The organism is Paenibacillus sp. CCS19 (assembly GCF_033239625.1).
Taxonomy (GTDB): domain Bacteria; phylum Bacillota; class Bacilli; order Paenibacillales; family Paenibacillaceae; genus Paenibacillus_T.
Genome location: NZ_BTCK01000003.1, coordinates 1 through 19,053 on the forward strand (window position 1 = coordinate 1; position 19,053 = coordinate 19,053).

The window sequence follows — 19,053 nt, forward strand, 5'->3', positions numbered from 1 at the left end:
TCAGCTTGGTAGAGCACCTGGTTTGGGACCAGGGGGTCGCATGTTCAAATCGTGTCATCCCGATATGACAATAACTTTTGCCCATGGTATGGGACCTCAATATAACACCTTCAAGAGAAGGCGATCCTGTCGTAAGAGAGGAGGGCTGATCTTGGAGGTGTTTTTTGCGTTAATGTTCGATCCGGTAACGCGTCGTGTAAAGTCAGTTTAAGATATACATAACCTATCTCTGAGCGGTTTCCAATGGTATTCTTATCCCATCAGATGCGCAGCTGGTGGAATTGAGATGAGAATCGCGAAGGAGCAAATACAATGAGCCGAGACCATATTCTTAGATCGATCTTGTCCGAGAAGGTCAACATGACGCCGGATGGATTCGATGCCGATCAATTGACCCCGGAGCAGTTCCGGGATTGCCACGAGCTGTTCTTCGACAAGATCCTGGAGATTCATGCGTCGGATATTTCGGGCGTGGAGGGTTATGGAAAGTTAGATGAGCAGTGTAAGACAGCGTATACAACATTCAGGGAGTATGCCATCGACACATTTGAAGAGGATCAAGAGGGGTACTGGTACAATTGGACGGAATTGTTCGATACAACTCTCCTTGAGCGAGAGTTCTTCGATCACTATTATAAGGAGATGGAGGCCCGCATTTCTTACTGCGAGGGACAGCGTTATTTGGTCAATGATTATACGTTCTTCAACAAAATGATTACGGACGGCAAAACAACGGTCGGATTTCCGGACTGGACCTTTGCGAGCATCAGCGATTTCCTAATGGACTTCGCGATTATGGATTTGCATAAGCCCTATATGAAAATCCCGGAACTGCTCGTTCAGTACCTGGATAGGAGAGGTATTCCCGTTCCAGATTTCAAGGAAAGATTCCTGTGTATGGGCTATATGAAAGGTCTGCATGTTTTGCGGTGGCATGCGTCCATTGATGATGAGGAGTCTTGCATCTCCATCATGAAATCGATGAGCGAACTGAAGGATCGAATTTATAACTTGTAAAATGGTGATCGGATGAGATACGAGAATGCGATCGATGTGCTCCCCGAGGAGCTGCTGAGAGAGGTTCAGAAATACGCTGCGGGAAAGCTGCTCTATGTTCCCTCCGGCGAGGACAAGCGATCATGGGGAGAGGCCTCGGGTTACCGGGATCAATTGCTGAAGCGCAATCGCATGATCCGCAACAAGTATGCCCACGGGATTACCGTATCAGAGCTTGCGGATGAATACTTCTTATCCATGGATTCGATCAAGAAGATTATTTATTCGAAGAAAGCCGCAAGCCATTTGACGTATGCTCCGACCGTGGCATCTGCCGTTCAATATGCGAATGCGGGACTGTTCGAGGAATGGATTCAATACTATTTGATGTTTACGCATAGGGCCGTTTCCGATGTCGATGATTTCTTGAAGGGAGAGCCTCTCTTCTTCGGCGTTGTGAAGTTCCCCCTTCGTCTCATTCAGCCTATTGGAATGGAGACCGGTGTCGGGGCTGCTGTTGGCCAAGATGACCCCAATAACACGCAGCCGCCGCTTCTTGTGCAATACGAGGAAGGGAAGTTCAGCTGTACCGTGCAGCAAGAGCTTCTTGCTTCATTGAAGCTGCGTAGAGTAAACGCCTATCCGTCCATTATTGTGCTGAGAGGCAATGCCGACTACAGCAGGTTCAATAAGCATTACGGCAATGTCTTTTTCTACGTGAACGAAGGATGACTTGGATTGATTCAGTCAGAACGGCAGCGATTCATGGATTCTATATGGGGTATTTCGTGGACGTGTGGCAGGAGAGCCGTCACCATGCGGAACAGTTCCTGCGGGAGATGCAATTGGAGATTCCCGAGCTGGAGATGGAGCTCGGAGAGGCCGCGGTGACGTATGCAGCAATCAGCGCCATCTATCGGCGGTTGAATGAGTTGTTCCCATGGATGCAGCCGCATGAACCGATCGCAGACCCGTTCAGAAGGAAGGATGCGATCAGTCTTCTGACAGAAGCCAAGGAGTTAGAGAAGACCGCATATGGTCAATTGGAGAAAATTTGTGCCAAGCTATAATTCCATTCCATAAAGTTATCACGACCCAGAGGCCGCCGAATGATTCGGCGGCCTCCTATGCTAAGCGAGCGTTCAACGCTGCTGCGCGTCATAGTTACTTGAGGTGAAAACGATGTCACCGTCAGCCAGCCGGAGGACGACCTTATGATTGTACTTGGTGAAGCTGTCGATTGTGGTGCCATACATGAAGGAAGTGTTGCCGCTCTCCAGAATGGGCGAAGGCAGCAGTTCACGCGGGGTGACGAGTACGCCTACAATCGGCTTGATGCCTTTATCGTCCTCGTCACCATAGATCGGTTCCGTATGTACAAGCAGAGCTTTGCCGTTGTTCAGCTCCATATTCATTTCCCACGTGTCCCCGACAATGCTGGTTGTATAGACGAGATCCTGCTTATTGACTGTTGAGCCGATAGCGTAAAGATAAGTTAACAGGGCAACAACCACCAGAAGCACGGCGAATACGGCCACTGCTTTCTTGGTCATTGTTCTTCTTACCTTCTTCAGAAAATCAATTTCCTTCTTGGCTTCGTGCGGCTTGGCGGTGTCGATCGAAGCGGATAGCTTGGCATGAAGCGAACGGCAAGCCTCGCATTCCTCCAAGTGCTGCCGCATGTCCTGTTCGGTCTCCTGACTTAGCAAGCCGTCCAAATAACTTGGCATGAGATCTTGGGCGATATGGCACTTCATTCGTTACAGCACCTCCATAAGTTTTTGTTTGGCTCGGTAGAAAGTGACGCGTGCCCAGTTCTCGCTCCGGCCTAGGATTTCACCAATCTCTGCAAAAGAGAACTCGCCGGAAATTCGCATATGAACAATCTCCCGCATAGGCTCGCCCAGCTTGTGAATGGCCCTGTACAAGTCCATTTTGCTGGTCTTGCGCAGCACATCCTCCTCTGGCGATATGCCCGGAGATGGAATATTCTCATGCAGCTCCTGGGTGGGTCGCCTTCGTCTCTTCTCAAGCTCCTGGTACCATACATGCTTGGCGATCTGGCAGAGCCAGACGCTGATCTTGCAGGAGCCGTTATAGGTATGTATCGAATATACGGCACGATAGAAAGTTTCCTCGGTCAGCTCTTCGGCCAAGTCTTCATCATGCGTCAGACTAAGCAAATAGCGAAAAACATTTTGTGCATGATTCCTATAAATCTCCTCTAGATCCTCCGCCACTTTCTCACCTCCTTCGTTCATATATCCGATTAATGAGCGATTCGTTACATCGTTATTGGAAAATAATATCGGCTGATAAGGTAGGATGCAAGAATTTAAGGGAGGCCCAATAGCGGGTAAACCGCCTCTATCTGATCGTTAATTCCTATTAACTTGCTCGGTAAAATGATGAGAGAAACCCTTAAATACGGGCAATAAACAACTATTAATGTGACAAATTGTCGAAAGTAGTCGACTTGAAGTTAGGCTTTACAAAACATTTTGTCGAAAAATGAAATGGTTTTCCTTGTAAATAAGCTGGAAAAATAGTACATTGGTAGGGTGACCGATAATAGCACACTTGACGAAAGTCAGGGCCGCAAAGCCGCGGGTCTAAGGTTCTACGGAACGATGACAGCCGGGCTGCCGAAGCGTATGGACAAAATGATGTCTAGTTGTGACAACGGCTGCTCGTACGAGCAGCCTTTTTGCGTTCAGAGACTTCGAGGTGGTACGTGCTGAGCAACCGTGGAAGGAGTGATAGAGGCAGCCCTTACATGAAGGACGCTTATCTTGTTGACATCTAGCATTTCCTGTACTTCACAAAATATCGGAGGTAACGTAAGTGAAAAGCAGAATACGAATGTCCTTTTTCGCCAAGAATCTATTGTTCTCTTCCATTAACATTATTTTGATCGGCACCATTCTTATTGTTTCTAGCTACTATATCGAGAAAAACATACTGACCGACCAGCTCCATCAGCAGATTAAGACGATCACCGAAGAATGGTCGAAGCAAATTAAACCGGAGATGGCCCGTGCATCGTTGCAGGAGCAGGACTTCCAAGGTGCAGAACAACTCAAGCTCAGACCTATCCTCGACTCCGTTAACCAGTACAATCCGAACATTGCACAAGCTTATGTAAGTGGCACGGAACTGCTGGACGGGAATAAGACGTCGCAGATTGCTGTTCCTACCGCTCTCTTGGAGCCGCTTAAGGAAATGAAATTGACGGCCAAAGATATGATCGAGCAGCCGCCGGTTATCGTCGAAACGCTGCAAAGCATGATGAAGACGGGAGAGCCGACGTTCTCCGATATTTACTCCGACGATTTCGGTACATGGACGACGATCGCTTACCCGATCAAAGACGAGACGGGTGCCATATTCGCTTATTTCGCAGCGGATGCGGACGCCAGCGCGATTAACAGCGGGCTCCACGAGCTTCTTACTTACAGCCTCCTGATCATGTTAGTCTTCCTCGTTATTGTGCTGCTTGTTCAGTACTACGTCGTGAGGAGAACGTTGTCCCCTATCAAGTTGCTTATGGCGGGCATCGAGAAGGTGAGTGCAGGAGATCTCGATGTGGAGATCGCGGCAGGCACTGATGATCTAGGAATCGTCAACGACAAATTCAATCAGATGGTTCGCCGGATGAATGGTACGATGATTAAAATTCAGGAGCTCTCTTCGCAAGTGGCGGAATCTGCCCAAACGTTGTACCTCACGACAGAGGATAACAACCGTCAGGCGGAATCGATCCATCACAACGTGAAGATGATTGCCGACAATATTCTAACCCAGCAGCAGTCTGCTCGGGACAGCTCACGCGCGATTACCGAAATGACGACCGTCATTCAATCGGTAGCACAGAACTCGTCCAGTCTGGCAGAAGAAGCGGCAGACATGGAGACCAAATCCGAGCAGGGCAATTCCGCCGTTAGCAATATGGTGGATCAGATGTCAGAAATCTCCGGGTTCGTGAACAATGTCTCGCAAACGGTGGAATTGTTGAATCAGAGATCCAATGAAATCGGCAGTATCCTCGTGATGATTCGCGGAATTGCCACACAGACGAACCTTCTGGCGCTTAATGCAGCCATTGAGGCATCGCGTGTAGGCGAACACGGCCGTGGATTTGCTGTCGTCGCAGGGGAAGTGCGGAAGCTGGCTGAGCAGTCCAAAGAATCGGCTGAGCAAATCTCGACGCTGATCGATGAAATTCAAGTCAGCATTCAACATGCGGCACAATCGATGGAATACGGAACTGGCGTCGTGGAGAAGGGGATGTCCTTGGCCCATGAAACGAGCAGCCTATTCACTGAAATCTCGAGAGCGACCAGAAACGTCTCGGAGCAAACCCAGGAAGTGTCCAGCGCTGCGCAGGAAATGTCTGCGGCAACGGAAGAGCTGGCCGCATCCGCAGATGAACTAAGTGCAACCGTCGATGTAACGACGTCGGGAACGGAGAAGATCACCCATTCCGTTGAGGCGCAGCAGCAGCGTTTGTCCTCCATTGTAGAGGCGTCCAACCTGCTGTCGTCGGTAGCAGAGAAATTGAAAGAACAGATCGAGACATTCCGCGTTAAGACCAAATAGCACAGGACAGGAGGGGAGATAATGGTCAAGAATACTGAATTGGGACCAACAACAGATGACGTACAAGATTACGAACTGCCGATTGTGCTGCTTCCGATGGACGGCGCACGTCAATTAAGAACGTATACGTTTGAAAGTATGAATGTGGAGCTTCGTGAAGATCTGCTGGCGTCTTATTCAGGCAATGTGCGTGATGAACAGAGACGTAACGCGTTTTTCTTGGCTGTCTATGCCTCCCTTCTCTACCGGTTCTCCGGCGGAGAGACCGATATCGCAGTTGGGGTATCCATGCCGGATAAAGGCGAATTCTATATGCTGATCTCTCTGGAGAAGGATCGATCGTTTCGGACTATCCTGAAGAGAGTTCTTGAACAACTCGAGAGGCCGGGATATCAATACGGCGATTCGATGGCGAATACCGGCTTTATCATTGACGGAAAGCCGGATTCCAATACAGAACAGCCTTTAAGCTGGTTGCTATTAGGCGAAAGCCAGGAAGTACGATTGCAAGCGCACTACGATACGTCCCTATTCAAGGAGTCGACCATTCGTCGTTATATAGATGCCTACAGCAAGATAGTGGAGGCAGCTCTAACCGATGAAACCGTGAATATTGAGACGATTGATTTGTTGTCTGCAGAGGAATACGCCCTGTACGACAAATTAAACGATACTGATTTGGATTATCCTGTTGACTTAACCATTCATCAATTTATTGAGAATGTGGTTCGGCAGTATCCAGATCGAAAGGCTGTTTCATCGGCGGAGAACGCTTATACGTATCGGACGTTGAATGAGCAAGCTAACCGAGTCGCTCACCTGCTGTTAAGCAAAGGGATACGCAAAGGCGACCTGGTGACGATCTTCATGGAAAGAAGCACGGATACGATTGTCAGCCTGCTCGGCATTCTGAAGGCAGGGGGGGCGTATGTTCCCGTAGACCCTGAGTATCCCGAAGAGCGCATCAGCTATATTCTGGAGGATACGAGAGCAGGATACATACTAACGAAGCAATCTCATCTGAAGCGGGCGGAGCAGCTTGGGGAAAAGCTCGGTACGGTGAAGCATGTTGTTGCCGTAGATTCGGCGGAGAATCTAGAGGCTTACAGCGCCTCCAATCCAGAGCAAGATATCGCACCGGACGATCTGGCTTATGTCATCTACACATCGGGCTCGACGGGAAGGCCCAAAGGTGCGCTGCTGGCTCATCAAGGGGTAGTGAACCTAGGCGTCTTCAGTCGGAAGGAATTCGAGATTACGGAGCGCGATATTGTGACGCAGTTCGCATCGTTCAGCTTCGATGCATCTGTCTCGGAGATGATTTGCGCGCTGTTCAGCGGCGCACATCTGCATCTGCTCTCTGCTGAGGAGCGGGTTTCGGTAGATGCCTTCGTATCCGTGTTGGAACGAACGAAGACGACGTTCATCCCGTTCGTCCCGACCGTGTTCTTCAATCAGCTCGCCTCCGTGCTCTCGGAAGAGGACTTCCGCAGGCTGCATCGGGTCAGAACGATTATGACCGCAGGCGAGGCTTTGTACGGGGAGCAGGTCCGGGTATTCCAGAAGAAAACCGATGGCAGAATTACCGTGTACAATTTGTACGGACCTACGGAGTGCACAGTGGGAACGACTTACTATCGGATCCCTTCGCCGGTGCGAGATGGGCTGACCCATGTTCCAATCGGATTGCCGAACAGCAACTACAAAGTGTATGTCGTTAACGAGGCCATGCAGTTGTGCCCAGCGAACGTTCCCGGCGAGCTGCTGGTTGAGAGCGTTGGTCTCTCCCGAGGGTATCTGGGTAAACCGGACAAGACGGCAGAAGTGTTCGTTCCCAGCCCATTCAAGCCGGGGACCAAGGTCTACAGAACCGGAGATATCGTCAAGCTGCTGGAGGATGGAACGCTGGAATATGTCACCCGCAGAGATACGCAGGTCAAAATCCGAGGACATCGGATCGAGATTGGCGCCGTCGAGGATGTCATGTCTAAATATCCGAATATACAGGAAACGGCTGTCGTTGCAGTCAAGGAGCCGAACGGACAGTTAGCGCTCGTCGGTTACTATACCTCCAAGGACGGCAATCGATTGTCATCTTCAGAGCTGCGCGTTTTCCTGAAAGAGAAGCTGCCCGCTTATTATGTGCCCAAATGGTTAAGCAGACTCGATAAGATGCCGCTCTCCCCAACGGGCAAAGTCGACCGCAAGAAGCTGGCCGCTTACGAGCTTTCATCGATTGAAGAAGAAGAACAATCTCTGGCGGACCCATCCATGCGGCCGCATACGGAGGTTCAGAAGCGTATCTCTCATGCCTGGAAGGAGGCATTGGGTAAAGAAGCGGCCAGCATCGAGGACGATTTCTTCCGTATTGGAGGCGATTCGCTAGCTGCCATTCAAGTGCTTGTCAGTCTCAAGCCGCAGTGTCCAGCGCTTGAAACACAGCATCTCTATCAATACAGAACGATTGGGCAGTTAGCCGGCTGGATGGAACAACTGGCCGAGCAGGGACAAGCTGCATCTGGTGTAGGGGCAGCGCGGGACGGCAGCATTAAGCTGCTGCGTGAATATCCAAGAATGCTAGGCTCAACCATTTCGAATGCAGAGCATAGCGAACCTGCATGTATATTATTGACCGGAGCGACAGGTTATCTCGGCTCTCATATTCTCTATGAGTTGTTGAAGAAAAGCCAAGCCAGGATCGCAGCACTCGTTCGCAGATCGCATGAACAATCCGCTGTGGATCGACTATGGGATGTCATGAGAACATATTTCGGCGACAGCCTGCTGTTCCTGATGAACGAGCGCGTTACAGTGGTTGAGGGCGATCTCGAGATTCCCGGGCTTGGGTTGTCACCGCAAGACAAGGAGATGCTGTACAGCCAGATCGACACAGTTGTTCATGCTGCCGCCGACGTAAGACATCTAGGCGATGAGGAACAGATTTTCAAATCTAACGTCGATGCTACTCGGCATTTGCTCGAACTCGCTCAATCCAGACCAGGCGTACGCTTCCATCATATCTCGACGATCGGCGTTCCCGAGCAATTGGCATTGGACGGGAAGTGGGAGTCCGTAGAACAGTCGGGCGCAATCGATGCGAATCTAAATGTGGACAACGTCTACACGAACAGCAAGCTGGAAGCGGAGAAGCTTGTGTTCGCCGCCGCCTCGCAAGGGCTTGCCGTCAGCGTGTATCGGCCGGGGAATATCGCCTGCCACTCCTTGTCGGGCAAATTCCAAACTAACATAGAGAGCAATGCCTTCTATCGAATGATCAAGGGCATGCTGCTGCTGGGCAAAGCGCCGGAAATCAGCTGCTACATCGATGTTACGCCTGTTGATTATGCAAGCAGCACGATTACCGATCTTATGCTGAACCAAGAAGCAGTCGGGCGCGTATTCCACATCTGCAACCCGAATCCGATCACTTACATGGAACTGATCGAGATGATTAACAAATGCGGATACAGCGTGGAAACGATGGAGTTCGGCAAGTACGTCCAATGGCTGTTCGATCCGGCTATCGCGAAGAGCCAAGAGGCGCTTGAGCTTGCTATGGCAATGCTGGAGGGTGATGGAGCGAGGGACTCGGAATACATCTACGATTGCGAGACGACCATCTCGCTGCTGGAGCCGACGAGTCTTCGATGCGCCTACACCGATCTATCGTTCATTCACAAGCTGATCGCTTGTGCCAACTACGTCGGCTATTTCCCGCAGCCGCAGCAAAGTTTACCGACAGCACTGGCTTTAACGGCTGCAGCCGCACAAGCTGCACAAGAGCGACTGTAGGAAGATCGTATATTTAAATGCGAAGGGCATCCTTATGGGGTGCCCTTCTAGTTTTTTATTTTGACAGCTAAATAAACAATATTACCCATCCGAAACTACTAAATAGTGGTATACTTTCTCAAGGTCGACCATTTTATATTTTACTAATAAGGGAGAAGTCTACATGAAGTCTGGCTGGTCAATCGTAATCGCCTTATTGCTCTTTCTATCGATCAGTTCAAGCGCGACAGCCGCCGAGCCTACGGCTTACGGGGTAACCGTCGATGGGATGAAGATTGCCGCACTTGCTCCACAGTCGAAGAATGGCATGACTTACGTCTCTATCATCCCCTTGTTCGAAGCTTTGGATACGAAGATGACGGTCGATAGCAAGAAACAAAAAGTCGAGGGTACAAGAGGAAAGAAGAAGTTTACACTTACTGTCGGGTCCAAGAGCGCAAAGCTTAACGGCGCTGCGATTACATTAGACCAAGCCCCCCTGCTGATTAATAACACGGTGTACGTGCCTGTTCAAATCGCGAACAAGCTCGTCGGCGCCGAAATCGAGAAGAACGTCTCCGCTAAGATTATTAACGTTCGTTCTTATTCCATCGATCTGACGGTTAAAGAGAAGCTGCCGATTACGAATGATAAAGACTTGCCGATTACGCTCCAGCATCGCGGCAATGTGAAACTGAAATGGTCGTTTAAGGATGAGAGTCCGCATCAGCAATACACGGGATACGTTGGTCCGAACCAAACGTTGATCTTTAAGGGTTTTGGAGACCAACGCATTGATACGGATTATAGCGGACATAAGCTTTATGAAGAAGAGGGTTACCAAAGTGCGAGCTATGAATTTGAGGCACGAAAGAGTTCAAATGGCTATGATATCATTGCACGTTCGGATGATGACAGCCGCAAGTGGCAAGGCATCGATCTTTATTTAGATAGTAATGTTGAGTCGATATTTTATATCGATAATAAGCCTTCCTTAGATTTTCTATATATCAACGCAGCAGTGGATAAGAACGGCAACTTAATCGTACTCACGAAGGAAGGTTTAGCTGCATATAACGCCCAGGGTGAACGGCAGTGGGTTCGTACGGGGTGGTCTACAGAGGAGGGTACGCTGTCTGCCTTTGAGGATGGGTTGACGATATCGGCAGATTCCGAGAACCGTCTTTATATTCAGAATTACGCCGGCTATGCTGTAGTCGATGCTGCAGGTGAAGCGCTGTGGACGGCGGAAGGTTATTTTCAGCCGGATATTACTTCTGAGGGCTTAATGCTATACTACGGCGGCTCTTATCGTATCGAAGATGGCCAGTTAAATTCGGTCGGGTCCCCCTATATGGATTACACAAGAGGAAACTATGTGAGTACTTATGAGGAGAATTCGCTGAAACGGATGGACAAGACGGGGACGAAACCGTTGTGGATTTTCGAACAGTCGCTGAAGGAGAAGAACAGAGGGTATAGTCTGTTCAGCAGTACGCTTGTCGTGGATGGCGACGGCAACGCGTATATATCGACAACAGGCGGTACGGTTTATAGTCTCGATCCAGCGGGCAACTTGCGTTTCATGCTGAACGTGGATAACGGTACAATCTCCAGCACGCAAATTATCCCGCTATCGTCTACGACATTCGTTGCGATCGATAACAATAACGTCATGTATTTTGAAGTGACCAAATAAGACCGGATAAGTATTTCAAAGAAAGCATCGCCGTGGTTCGTATAGACTGCGGCGATGTTTTTTCTATGCCTTGCAGTCAGACCGCAATAAAGTCGTCTTACCCGCCAATAATGACCGCTTAGCCCCAAAGCATATCGAAACCATAAATCACCGATTAGATTAAGGGTATAACAATGCGGTGAAAGGTGGTCTATATGAAGACAGCCATTCGAATTGCGGTCGGCGGAATCATTGTGATTGGGGTGCTGGCTTATATGAATAGGCCGATATCTCGAGAGGCTGTTAATGAGAAAATACAACAACATCTCGTGAAGGTTGTGGAAAGCAGCGATTCGCTATCCAGCGCCTTGTTGACGATTTACTCGAATAAGACCGGTTATCATGAACAATTTGCGGTAGGTACGGTCAATCAAACTTCCGATCAACCGGTTCAAGCCGACAGTCCTTATCATTCGGCGAGCGTTGGCAAAACCATGTGTGCCGCGATCTTTGGTTTGTTGGTAGACGAAGGCAAGATCAGTTTCGATGATTCAATCAGCGCTTGGCTGGATGCGGACATGCTGCGAGGGTTATTCGAGATAGACGGCACGGACTATAGCAATCTAGTCACCTTAAGGCAGTTGCTGAGCCATACATCGGGAATCGCCGATTATTTCGAAGGGCCGGTGAAGAGCGGGGAACCAATGCTGGAGCTGATCTCGTCTAATCCAGACCTCGCGTTTACACCGGAATCATTGGTCGCTTTCACGAGAGACCATCAGGAGCCTGTGGGGCGTCCGGGACAACAATTTCACTATTCGGATACCGGATATATTCTGCTTGGACTTATTCTGGAGGCGATTGAGGGCAAGCCTTATTCGGACATCTTGCAGGAGCGGATATTCGAGCCATTGGGCATGATGGACAGCTACTTGATGTTCTACCGCGATGAACCTGCTGATATCATTGGAATCTATGTGAATGGCGTCGACTTGAGCAGCCGAGACGCGTTATCGGTTGACTGGGCAGGCGGCGGCGTCGTGACTACGATGGCGGACTTACTCATGTTCATGCAAGCATTGGAGAATGGAAAGCTGTTGTCTGACGAGACCTACAGCCAGATGACCGACTTCCAATACCGTTACGACAAAGGGATTTATTATGGCATGGGCATGATGATGTTCGACCTGAGCGAGTTGTCGTTTCTATTACGATTCAGCGGACTGACAGCTATGTATGGCGCCGTCGGGGCTACGGGAACGTATGTCTTGTACGATAAAGATAATGACACTTATTTTGCGGCGAATTTCGGATCGCTTGATTTTGCAGAGAAAGCGATTGAGGAATTGGTAACAATACGAATGATTTATGATAGGATGACAATAGAATAAACAACTCTAGTATTTGTCATTAGGAGACCTAATGGTTCAATTATTGTGCTCGACTAAAGTGTATGAGAAATTGAAGCAAGAGCTGTCCAAGCATCATATCGAGGTTACGACAGACAGCGACTGGGTGCTCGTTGAGCAAGGATTTGCTCTGCCCGAGGGCAAGCGCTGCATTGTGTTTGATGCTATCGATTACATGGACGTGGTGAAGCTGCTGGTATCCGGCATTAGGGAAGATACACAGTATGCGAATACGCTGACGGGCTTGATCGATAACAAGTTTGCTGTAATTGAACCTAAGGATGTCGTCTATCTAGAAGCGGGTTCCGATGGTCTGATGGCCTATACGAAGTCCAATCGTTACAGTGTCAAAGAAACGCTGCAATATTACGAGAACCTCTGGGCGGCCAAAGGGTTTATCCGAATCAACAAATCGCAGCTCGTTAATTTGCTTCAGGTGAAAGAGATCATTCCTTGGTTCAATTCCAGATACGTGCTTCGCATGGATAATAACGCAGAGCTCGAAGTGTCTAAGATGTTCTCGAAGAAGCTTAGAAACACATTGAACATATAGGTGACGATTATGGAGAAAATTCATTTAGAGAACGTTATAAAGTCCTTTTTTCTAGGCCTCTTTCTCGGTGTAATGCTGCAGTTGCAGACCCGCTCGGATGTGTCTGTCGAATACAGGGTTCTGCAGGCATTGGCCAGCGGGAGCATAGGGTTCATTATTGGTTTCATAACGGAGTGGCTCACATTGAAGCTCCCGATCAGTATGGCGAAGGCGCGGGCGTACTTCTTTATTAACAACCTTATTGCCTTGATCGTTACCACACTTATTATGGGGTCTTTTGTTCTAATCGTGGGTTATAGTAAAGCAGACAGAGGGCAATTCATGACCGTATTATTAATCGTGCTTGGCGTCGTATGTATAGCCAATTTCTTCGATTACATGATGTACCGGCGAGCGCAGAGGAAGCTGGCATCTTTCAAGGCTTTGATTAAAGATAAGTAGCTTCTTCTATACAAAAGCCGCCGGAACCCCGGCGGCTTTCTTCTTGTCATCCTGACGCTGTCTAGCAATTGCCCTTGCAATTATTGTAGATCGCTTCAGCCTCCTGCAAGCATTCTTGAGCGTTTCTGCCTCTGAGTCGGCAAGCCACAATGTATTGGGAGTATGCCAGGCGGCATAATGGGACTCGGATAAAGCAAGGCACAGCAGCTTCAGCACTCGACTTCCTCGACCGGGATGCGGACAGCTCACTGCTCAGCTTGCGGAAGACTAGCGCCAATGCGGGACCAAGCTCTCTAAGCTTGCTGCGGTCGTATACCTGTATCCGCTGCCTAATGCCTTTGGATTTGCAGTCGCAGCCGCACTTCTTCGGCTTGCCGCTGCTCGAAACAACAACCAAAGGCTTGCCCTTCAAGGAGATCTGCAGCACACCGCTTACGATGCCTTGCGCTACGCGCTCGGTCTCTACAAAGTTAACCTCCAGGATACCATATTTGGTCTTCGTCTCGGCATCTGCGGAGAATATCGCGGTATTTCCGATTCGCTTGAAAATAACAGCCATCTCGAATCCCCTCTCAAGGTACATCTACCCATCATATATGAAGGGTACAGATCGATAGGCAACCGGATAACGGTCTAATTTGAACAAAAGAGGCCATTGCCTAAAATGGAAGAAATGATAGTTTACACTTCCTATTAATGGTGCTAGTATTAGGAACTGTGTCCTACATATATCCAATAAAAGAGGGGATTTTTGCCACCGTGTTTAGAAAATTTGGTTACATAGTCCTAGTACTAATGATCGTGTTAGCGGGCTGTTCGAAAGCGGGAGATAAAGCTGTCGACAATGGTCCGAAGTATCAAGAGGATCCATCGGTTAATATTGCGAAGGACGAAGTTCTTCTGTATGTGATGACGGATATGGCCAACGGCCTCGGAGATCTATATATCCAGAAGGGGGGCGCAGACAAAGAGAAAATCGCCTCCAATGTACTTAAGGACCAATTCGGTTACATGTACAATGCAAAGGTTGCCATGTATATCGACAAAGAGCATACGCTTTACCAGAAGGAAGCGGGCAAGCCGAGCGAGCAAATTGCGACGGATGTCTATGGCGATTCGATCGTGCACTCCGAGGATGAGACGACGATTCTGTTCCTGAAATCAACGGTTGCCAAAGACTACACCGGTTCAACCGGAGATCTGTACCGAATGGTCAGAGGCAGCGAGAAAGAGAAGATTTCCTCTGATGTGAGCAACTATAACTACGAGGTTTCGAAGGACGGCAAGGTTGTAACCTTCGTAACGGCGGACGGATCGCTGTATCGCAAAGCTGCGGATGTGACCGACAAAGAAAAGATCGGATCCGATGTGTCTGTGTATCGGACGAGTCCAGACGGCAGCGTGACCATCTACCAGAATGCAGAGAATGACGTTTACATTAAGTATGCGAATGCTGTAGATAAAGAAAAGCTGGCGTCTTCGAATATTGGTCAAGTGGTATATACCCAAGACAGCAAGACGCTCGCTTATCTTGACGATTACCGAAGCGATTCGTCGAAGGGCGAACTCATTCTGATGAAGAACGGATACGAGAAAGCGAAGCTTGCCTCGGACGTTCAACAATTCGAATTCACGGCACTGGGCGATTATATTTATTTCTTGAATGAAGATAAGACGCTGTATGCGAAAGAATTGACGGATGCCGAGGATGCGGGCGATAAGAAAAAGAAAGAAGCGGACTCTTCGGAGGCTCCGGCAGCGCTTAAGATTCTTAATCCGGCCGAGAAAGTAAAGATTGCGGACGATATCAAATCTTTCAATGTTGCGCCGGACGGAACGAGCGTCATCTTCCTCGATTCGGATCATAACTTGTTCATTCAGCGTTCCGGGGAAGAGAAGGCAAAGGTCGCAAGCGATGTTAGCGAAGCGCATCTCTATAACCAGACGATCCTCATGTTGAGCAAAGAGAAGACGTTAGCTTCCGTTGATCTTACGCTGGATGAAGCCGCGCTGGCCGCTAAGGACAAGGCGGAGAAAGAGCTGAAAGACAAGGAGAAGGAGGCCGGAGCGACTGCTGCTGCACCAGCGCTGCTGCCTGCAAGCCCGGTTAAAGAAAAGGTTAAGATTGCAGATAAGGTCGAGGAATATTCGGCTGATCCAAGCCTGAAATATATCGCATTCAAAACGACGGATAACGAATTCTTCTTGAAAACAAAAAATCAACCCGAAGCGGTCAAAGTCATCGAGAAGACCGACGCATACAGTTCGATTCATTTCCTTAACGTCATGTTATTCGAGAAGCTCGTCACGATCGACCAACTCGTCGGAAGCTGGCATGCATCCGTGGATGCAGAAGGAGAATCGTATGACTGGTATGTGGAGATAACGAAGGACTTGAAGTATATCATTTATGATAGCGGACCGGATGATGTGACACGTCCATTCGAGCTGTTGAATGCCACTCCGAACACGGTAGAAATGTCGTTCACCAAAGATTCGGACGATATGGCCACGATGGAAGTAGTTGATAAGAATAATCTCAAGGGACATTATTATTCGGAGGATGCAGAGGATTCTATTACGGATCTGAAGCGCGTTACCAAAGAAGAACTGACCAAAGCTGTGGCCGCTAAGAAGGAGCAATACAAGAAAGAACAAGAGAAGCAAGCGATCATCGATGCAGCCAATTCGACAGCGGATAGCCTTCTCTACGAATATCTGTACAACAGTAACGATGGCGTCAAAGTATACAATGATCATTCCACGGAGAGCGAACAAATGGGGACGCTTGGGTCGTACACCGAACTGTATGTCAGCGATACGTTTGTGTCGGAGTCAGGCGAGGTATGGTGCAAATCCAATGTTTACTTCAGCGACGTTTCGATGTACCTGGACGTATGGTTCAAACATAAAGACATACAGTAAGCAGTAAGGATGATGACCGGACAGTCCTGCACTTGGGCATCCGGTTTTTTCTTATAATGATTCCGCTGGGCAAAAAATAGCCGGAAGACACCATGATGGTGGCTTCCGGCCCTTTCATTTTACGGCATATCGAGGATTAGCTTAACGCCTTCGATCTTCAGCTTGTCCAGCTGAATGACCCATTCCTTGAACGCCTCGTATTTCTCGTCGGAGATATTGAACCGCCGCTTCATCTCCATGATGACTTCCTTCTCGTCGTCATTGAAGTCGCCATCGGCATAGCACAACAATAGAATCTCTACTAAGAAAATATGCTGCACACGTTCATCCTGTACGCAGCCTAGAATATCAGCAATCGAGCGCGAAGTCGCAGCCGCCGCCGGCAAATCCAGCTCCGCCGCGATCATGCGCAGTCCGCCTTTCTCCTTCAGGTTCACGAAGCCGTCGGCGTTAGCTACGATATTCGCCAGCTCGAGGAATGACTCCTTATGCTCTTTCTGTTGCAAGAAGTGTAAAAACACGCTGCCAGCTCCCTTATCTGTTATAGTCATCGGTTGATCATATGATCATAGTTTTCGACATCAGCCGCGGTATTCCTATCGTTTCAGCATTAGAAATGTACAGTTCCTTCAGAGCGCTCCGAAATGTACACAGCTTGATCGCCGAAATTTGTACGATTTGTTCATTTACACAGCAATTGTTCACTTGTAAACAATAGACCGCGGACTAGAATGTAGTTGAAAGCGCTTACCCTATTTATTATATACCATTGGAGGTGGATGATGAAATGAAGAAAGGGTTGATTGGCATCCTGCTTATCGCTTTCTTCGTATCACTGCTCGGCCTATCACCGGAGCGGGCGAATGCCGCGAGCGTCAGCATTACGAACGGTACCGATTGGGTGGACACCGCAGGCAATCCGATCAATGCGAACAGCGGCAACATTTTGCAGATCGGCAGCACCTATTATCTTTACGGTGAGCACGCGGTTAACGGCACGTTCGACAGCGTTAATGTGTATACCTCGACGGATTTGAAGAACTGGACGTTCAAGAACGCGATTCTGACGAAAAATTCGGCCGCCGAGCTCAATAGCAGCAAAATCGAGCGTCCGAAGGTCATTTACAATGCCTCTACAGGCAAATATGTGCTGTGGGCGCATTATGAGAACGGTACGGATTACGGCCTTGCTCGCGTCGCAGTAGCGACGAGCAGCACGCCGGACGGCAATTTCTCGTATCAAGGCAGCTTCCGTCCGCTCGATTACGAGTCCCGCGATATGACCGTATTCGTCGACACGAACGGTACGGGCTATCTGATCTCGGCGTCCCGCAAGAACGGCGGCGCGAACGATACGATGGCCGTGTTCCAAATGAACGCGAGCTACACGGGCGTTACGACGTTCGTCGGCTGGCTGTTCGAGAACGCCTACCGCGAAGCGCCGGCAGTCGTGAAGAAAGGCTCGCGCTACTACCTGTTCACCTCGCAAGCATCCGGCTGGTATCCGAACCAGGGCGCTTACGCCACGGCTACCTCGATGACCGGCACATGGTCGGCGTTGACCAACTTCGGCAACCCTTCAGCATTCGGTACGCAAATTCATGATATCGCGACAATAACGGGCAGCAGCGGGACGTCTTACATCTATATGGCCGATCGCTGGAATCCGCTGAACCTGAGCGATCACAAGCATATTTGGCTGCCGCTGACGCTCAACGATACAGCTGGAACGGCAACGCTGGAGTGGTACACGACCTGGTCATTCGATGCCGCCACCGGCGTCGTCACGACGCCTTCGCTTCTGAACCATGCCCAAGGCAAGACGGCCACGGCCAGCTCCGTTGCATCGGGATCAGCTGCCTCGAACGCGAACGACGGCAACTACACGAACTCGTGGGCGGCTTCATCCAGCACTTGGCCGGCATGGTGGCAGGTCGACCTTGGATCGGTGAAGACAATTACCGAGGTGGACATCTCTTGGTTTATGTATAAGGGCTCGGAGGGCTACTACAAATACAAAATCGAAATCAGCAACGACGGCTCGACCTATTCGACGCTTGATCTGACGGGCAATACGCGATACGGCTTCACGACCGACGCGGTACACTTCACTGCCCGTTACGTCCGTATCAATATGGTTACGGCGGTGTTGTTCAACAACCCGAACAACTGGTATACGCCAACGCTTCATGAGGTGAAGCTGCTCGGTCCTTCCACGGCGGAAGCGACAGGCTACAGCACGTTCGCATCGTATAACTTCCCGACCTATTCCATTCGCCATTCCAACTTTGCCGCGCGGATCGATCCAAACGTCTCGCCTGCAGGGGATTCGCAGTTCCGAGTCGTTCCGGGTCTGGCCAGCTCGTCAGGCGTGTCGTTGGAGTCGGTTAACTACCCTGGCTACTTCCTGAAACGCAATTCAAGCAACAAGATCGTGCTGGAAGCCTTCGCGGACACGACAGCCTACAAAGCGGATGCGACCTTCCTAATTGCATCGGGTTGGGCTGACAGCTCCAAAATCTCGCTCCAGTCTTACAGCCAGCCTGGTTATTATATCCGCCACTATAACTACGTGCTGCAGCTGGACCAGATTACGTCGTCGAGCGCGGCAACGACGAAGAGCGACGCCACGTTCACTCGAACGAATTTCTAGTCGAATGTCATAGTCAACCCCCAAGGCT

Annotated in this window: 15 protein-coding genes and 1 riboswitch; of the genes, 11 read left to right on the forward strand and 4 right to left on the reverse strand. The window is 49.5% G+C overall.

Features of this window, described 5'->3' with window-relative positions:
- Positions 1-312 precede the first annotated feature (312 nt).
- From SBI19_RS03560 to SBI19_RS03570, 3 genes are read left to right on the forward strand one after another with little or no spacing between them, the layout of a single operon-like run.
- Entirely contained in the window at positions 313-1,017 is a 705-nt protein-coding gene (locus SBI19_RS03560) for a hypothetical protein (protein ID WP_317965021.1), read from the forward strand.
- Between the two features lie 12 nt (positions 1,018-1,029).
- A complete protein-coding gene (locus SBI19_RS03565; RefSeq protein WP_317965023.1) occupies positions 1,030-1,728 on the forward strand; it encodes a CD3324 family protein in 699 nt (232 codons plus the stop codon).
- A complete protein-coding gene (locus tag SBI19_RS03570) occupies positions 1,725-2,066 on the forward strand; it encodes a hypothetical protein (protein WP_317965025.1) in 342 nt (113 codons plus the stop codon). Before SBI19_RS03565 ends, SBI19_RS03570 begins: the two co-directional genes overlap by 4 nt.
- 72 nt (positions 2,067-2,138) lie before the next feature.
- Here the strand turns inward: SBI19_RS03570 and SBI19_RS03575 are convergent, their stop codons facing one another.
- Both SBI19_RS03575 and SBI19_RS03580 read right to left on the reverse strand, forming a co-directional pair.
- On the reverse strand, positions 2,139-2,753 hold the full coding sequence (locus SBI19_RS03575) for a zf-HC2 domain-containing protein (RefSeq protein WP_317965027.1): 615 nt from the start codon (positions 2,751-2,753) through the stop codon (positions 2,139-2,141).
- Positions 2,754-2,756: 3 nt separating this feature from the next.
- Positions 2,757-3,236, reverse strand: a complete 480-nt coding sequence (locus tag SBI19_RS03580) for an RNA polymerase sigma factor (RefSeq protein ID WP_317965029.1) — start codon at positions 3,234-3,236, stop codon at positions 2,757-2,759.
- Positions 3,237-3,559: 323 nt separating this feature from the next.
- Positions 3,560-3,646: riboswitch (cyclic di-GMP riboswitch) on the forward strand.
- Positions 3,647-3,840: 194 nt separating this feature from the next.
- Here SBI19_RS03580 and SBI19_RS03585 point away from each other — a divergent pair.
- The 6 genes from SBI19_RS03585 to SBI19_RS03610 all read left to right on the forward strand — a co-directional run bounded on the left by SBI19_RS03585 (position 3,841) and on the right by SBI19_RS03610 (position 13,447).
- On the forward strand, positions 3,841-5,595 hold the full coding sequence (locus SBI19_RS03585) for a methyl-accepting chemotaxis protein (protein WP_317965031.1): 1,755 nt from the start codon (positions 3,841-3,843) through the stop codon (positions 5,593-5,595).
- A 21-nt stretch (positions 5,596-5,616) separates the two neighbouring features.
- A complete protein-coding gene (locus SBI19_RS03590; RefSeq protein ID WP_317965033.1) occupies positions 5,617-9,387 on the forward strand; it encodes a non-ribosomal peptide synthetase family protein in 3,771 nt (1,256 codons plus the stop codon).
- Positions 9,388-9,550: 163 nt separating this feature from the next.
- A complete protein-coding gene (locus tag SBI19_RS03595; RefSeq protein ID WP_317965035.1) occupies positions 9,551-11,065 on the forward strand; it encodes a stalk domain-containing protein in 1,515 nt (504 codons plus the stop codon).
- A 194-nt stretch (positions 11,066-11,259) separates the two neighbouring features.
- The gene (locus SBI19_RS03600) at positions 11,260-12,435 is read left to right on the forward strand and encodes a serine hydrolase domain-containing protein (RefSeq protein WP_317965037.1); all 1,176 of its coding nucleotides are present in this window, start codon (positions 11,260-11,262) and stop codon (positions 12,433-12,435) included.
- A gap of 31 nt (positions 12,436-12,466) precedes the next feature.
- Complete coding sequence (locus SBI19_RS03605; protein ID WP_317965039.1) at positions 12,467-13,006, forward strand: LytTR family DNA-binding domain-containing protein; 540 nt, start codon at positions 12,467-12,469, stop codon at positions 13,004-13,006.
- 9 nt (positions 13,007-13,015) lie between these two features.
- The gene (locus SBI19_RS03610; protein ID WP_317965041.1) at positions 13,016-13,447 is read left to right on the forward strand and encodes a hypothetical protein; all 432 of its coding nucleotides are present in this window, start codon (positions 13,016-13,018) and stop codon (positions 13,445-13,447) included.
- A 61-nt stretch (positions 13,448-13,508) separates the two neighbouring features.
- Here the strand turns inward: SBI19_RS03610 and SBI19_RS03615 are convergent, their stop codons facing one another.
- Positions 13,509-14,006 (reverse strand): hypothetical protein, encoded by a 498-nt coding sequence (locus tag SBI19_RS03615; RefSeq protein WP_317965043.1) that lies wholly within the window; start codon positions 14,004-14,006, stop codon positions 13,509-13,511.
- Positions 14,007-14,206: 200 nt separating this feature from the next.
- Here SBI19_RS03615 and SBI19_RS03620 point away from each other — a divergent pair, with 200 nt between their 5' ends.
- Positions 14,207-16,372, forward strand: a complete 2,166-nt coding sequence (locus SBI19_RS03620) for a hypothetical protein (RefSeq protein ID WP_317965045.1) — start codon at positions 14,207-14,209, stop codon at positions 16,370-16,372.
- Positions 16,373-16,491: 119 nt separating this feature from the next.
- Here SBI19_RS03620 and SBI19_RS03625 read toward each other — a convergent pair whose 3' ends face one another.
- Positions 16,492-16,893 (reverse strand): TerB family tellurite resistance protein, encoded by a 402-nt coding sequence (locus SBI19_RS03625; RefSeq protein WP_317965046.1) that lies wholly within the window; start codon positions 16,891-16,893, stop codon positions 16,492-16,494.
- Positions 16,894-17,159: 266 nt separating this feature from the next.
- On the opposite strand from SBI19_RS03625, the gene SBI19_RS03630 reads away from it, so the two are divergent.
- Positions 17,160-19,025, forward strand: coding sequence for an AbfB domain-containing protein (locus SBI19_RS03630; RefSeq protein WP_317965047.1), 1,866 nt, complete (start codon positions 17,160-17,162; stop codon positions 19,023-19,025).
- Positions 19,026-19,053: the final 28 nt, after the last annotated feature.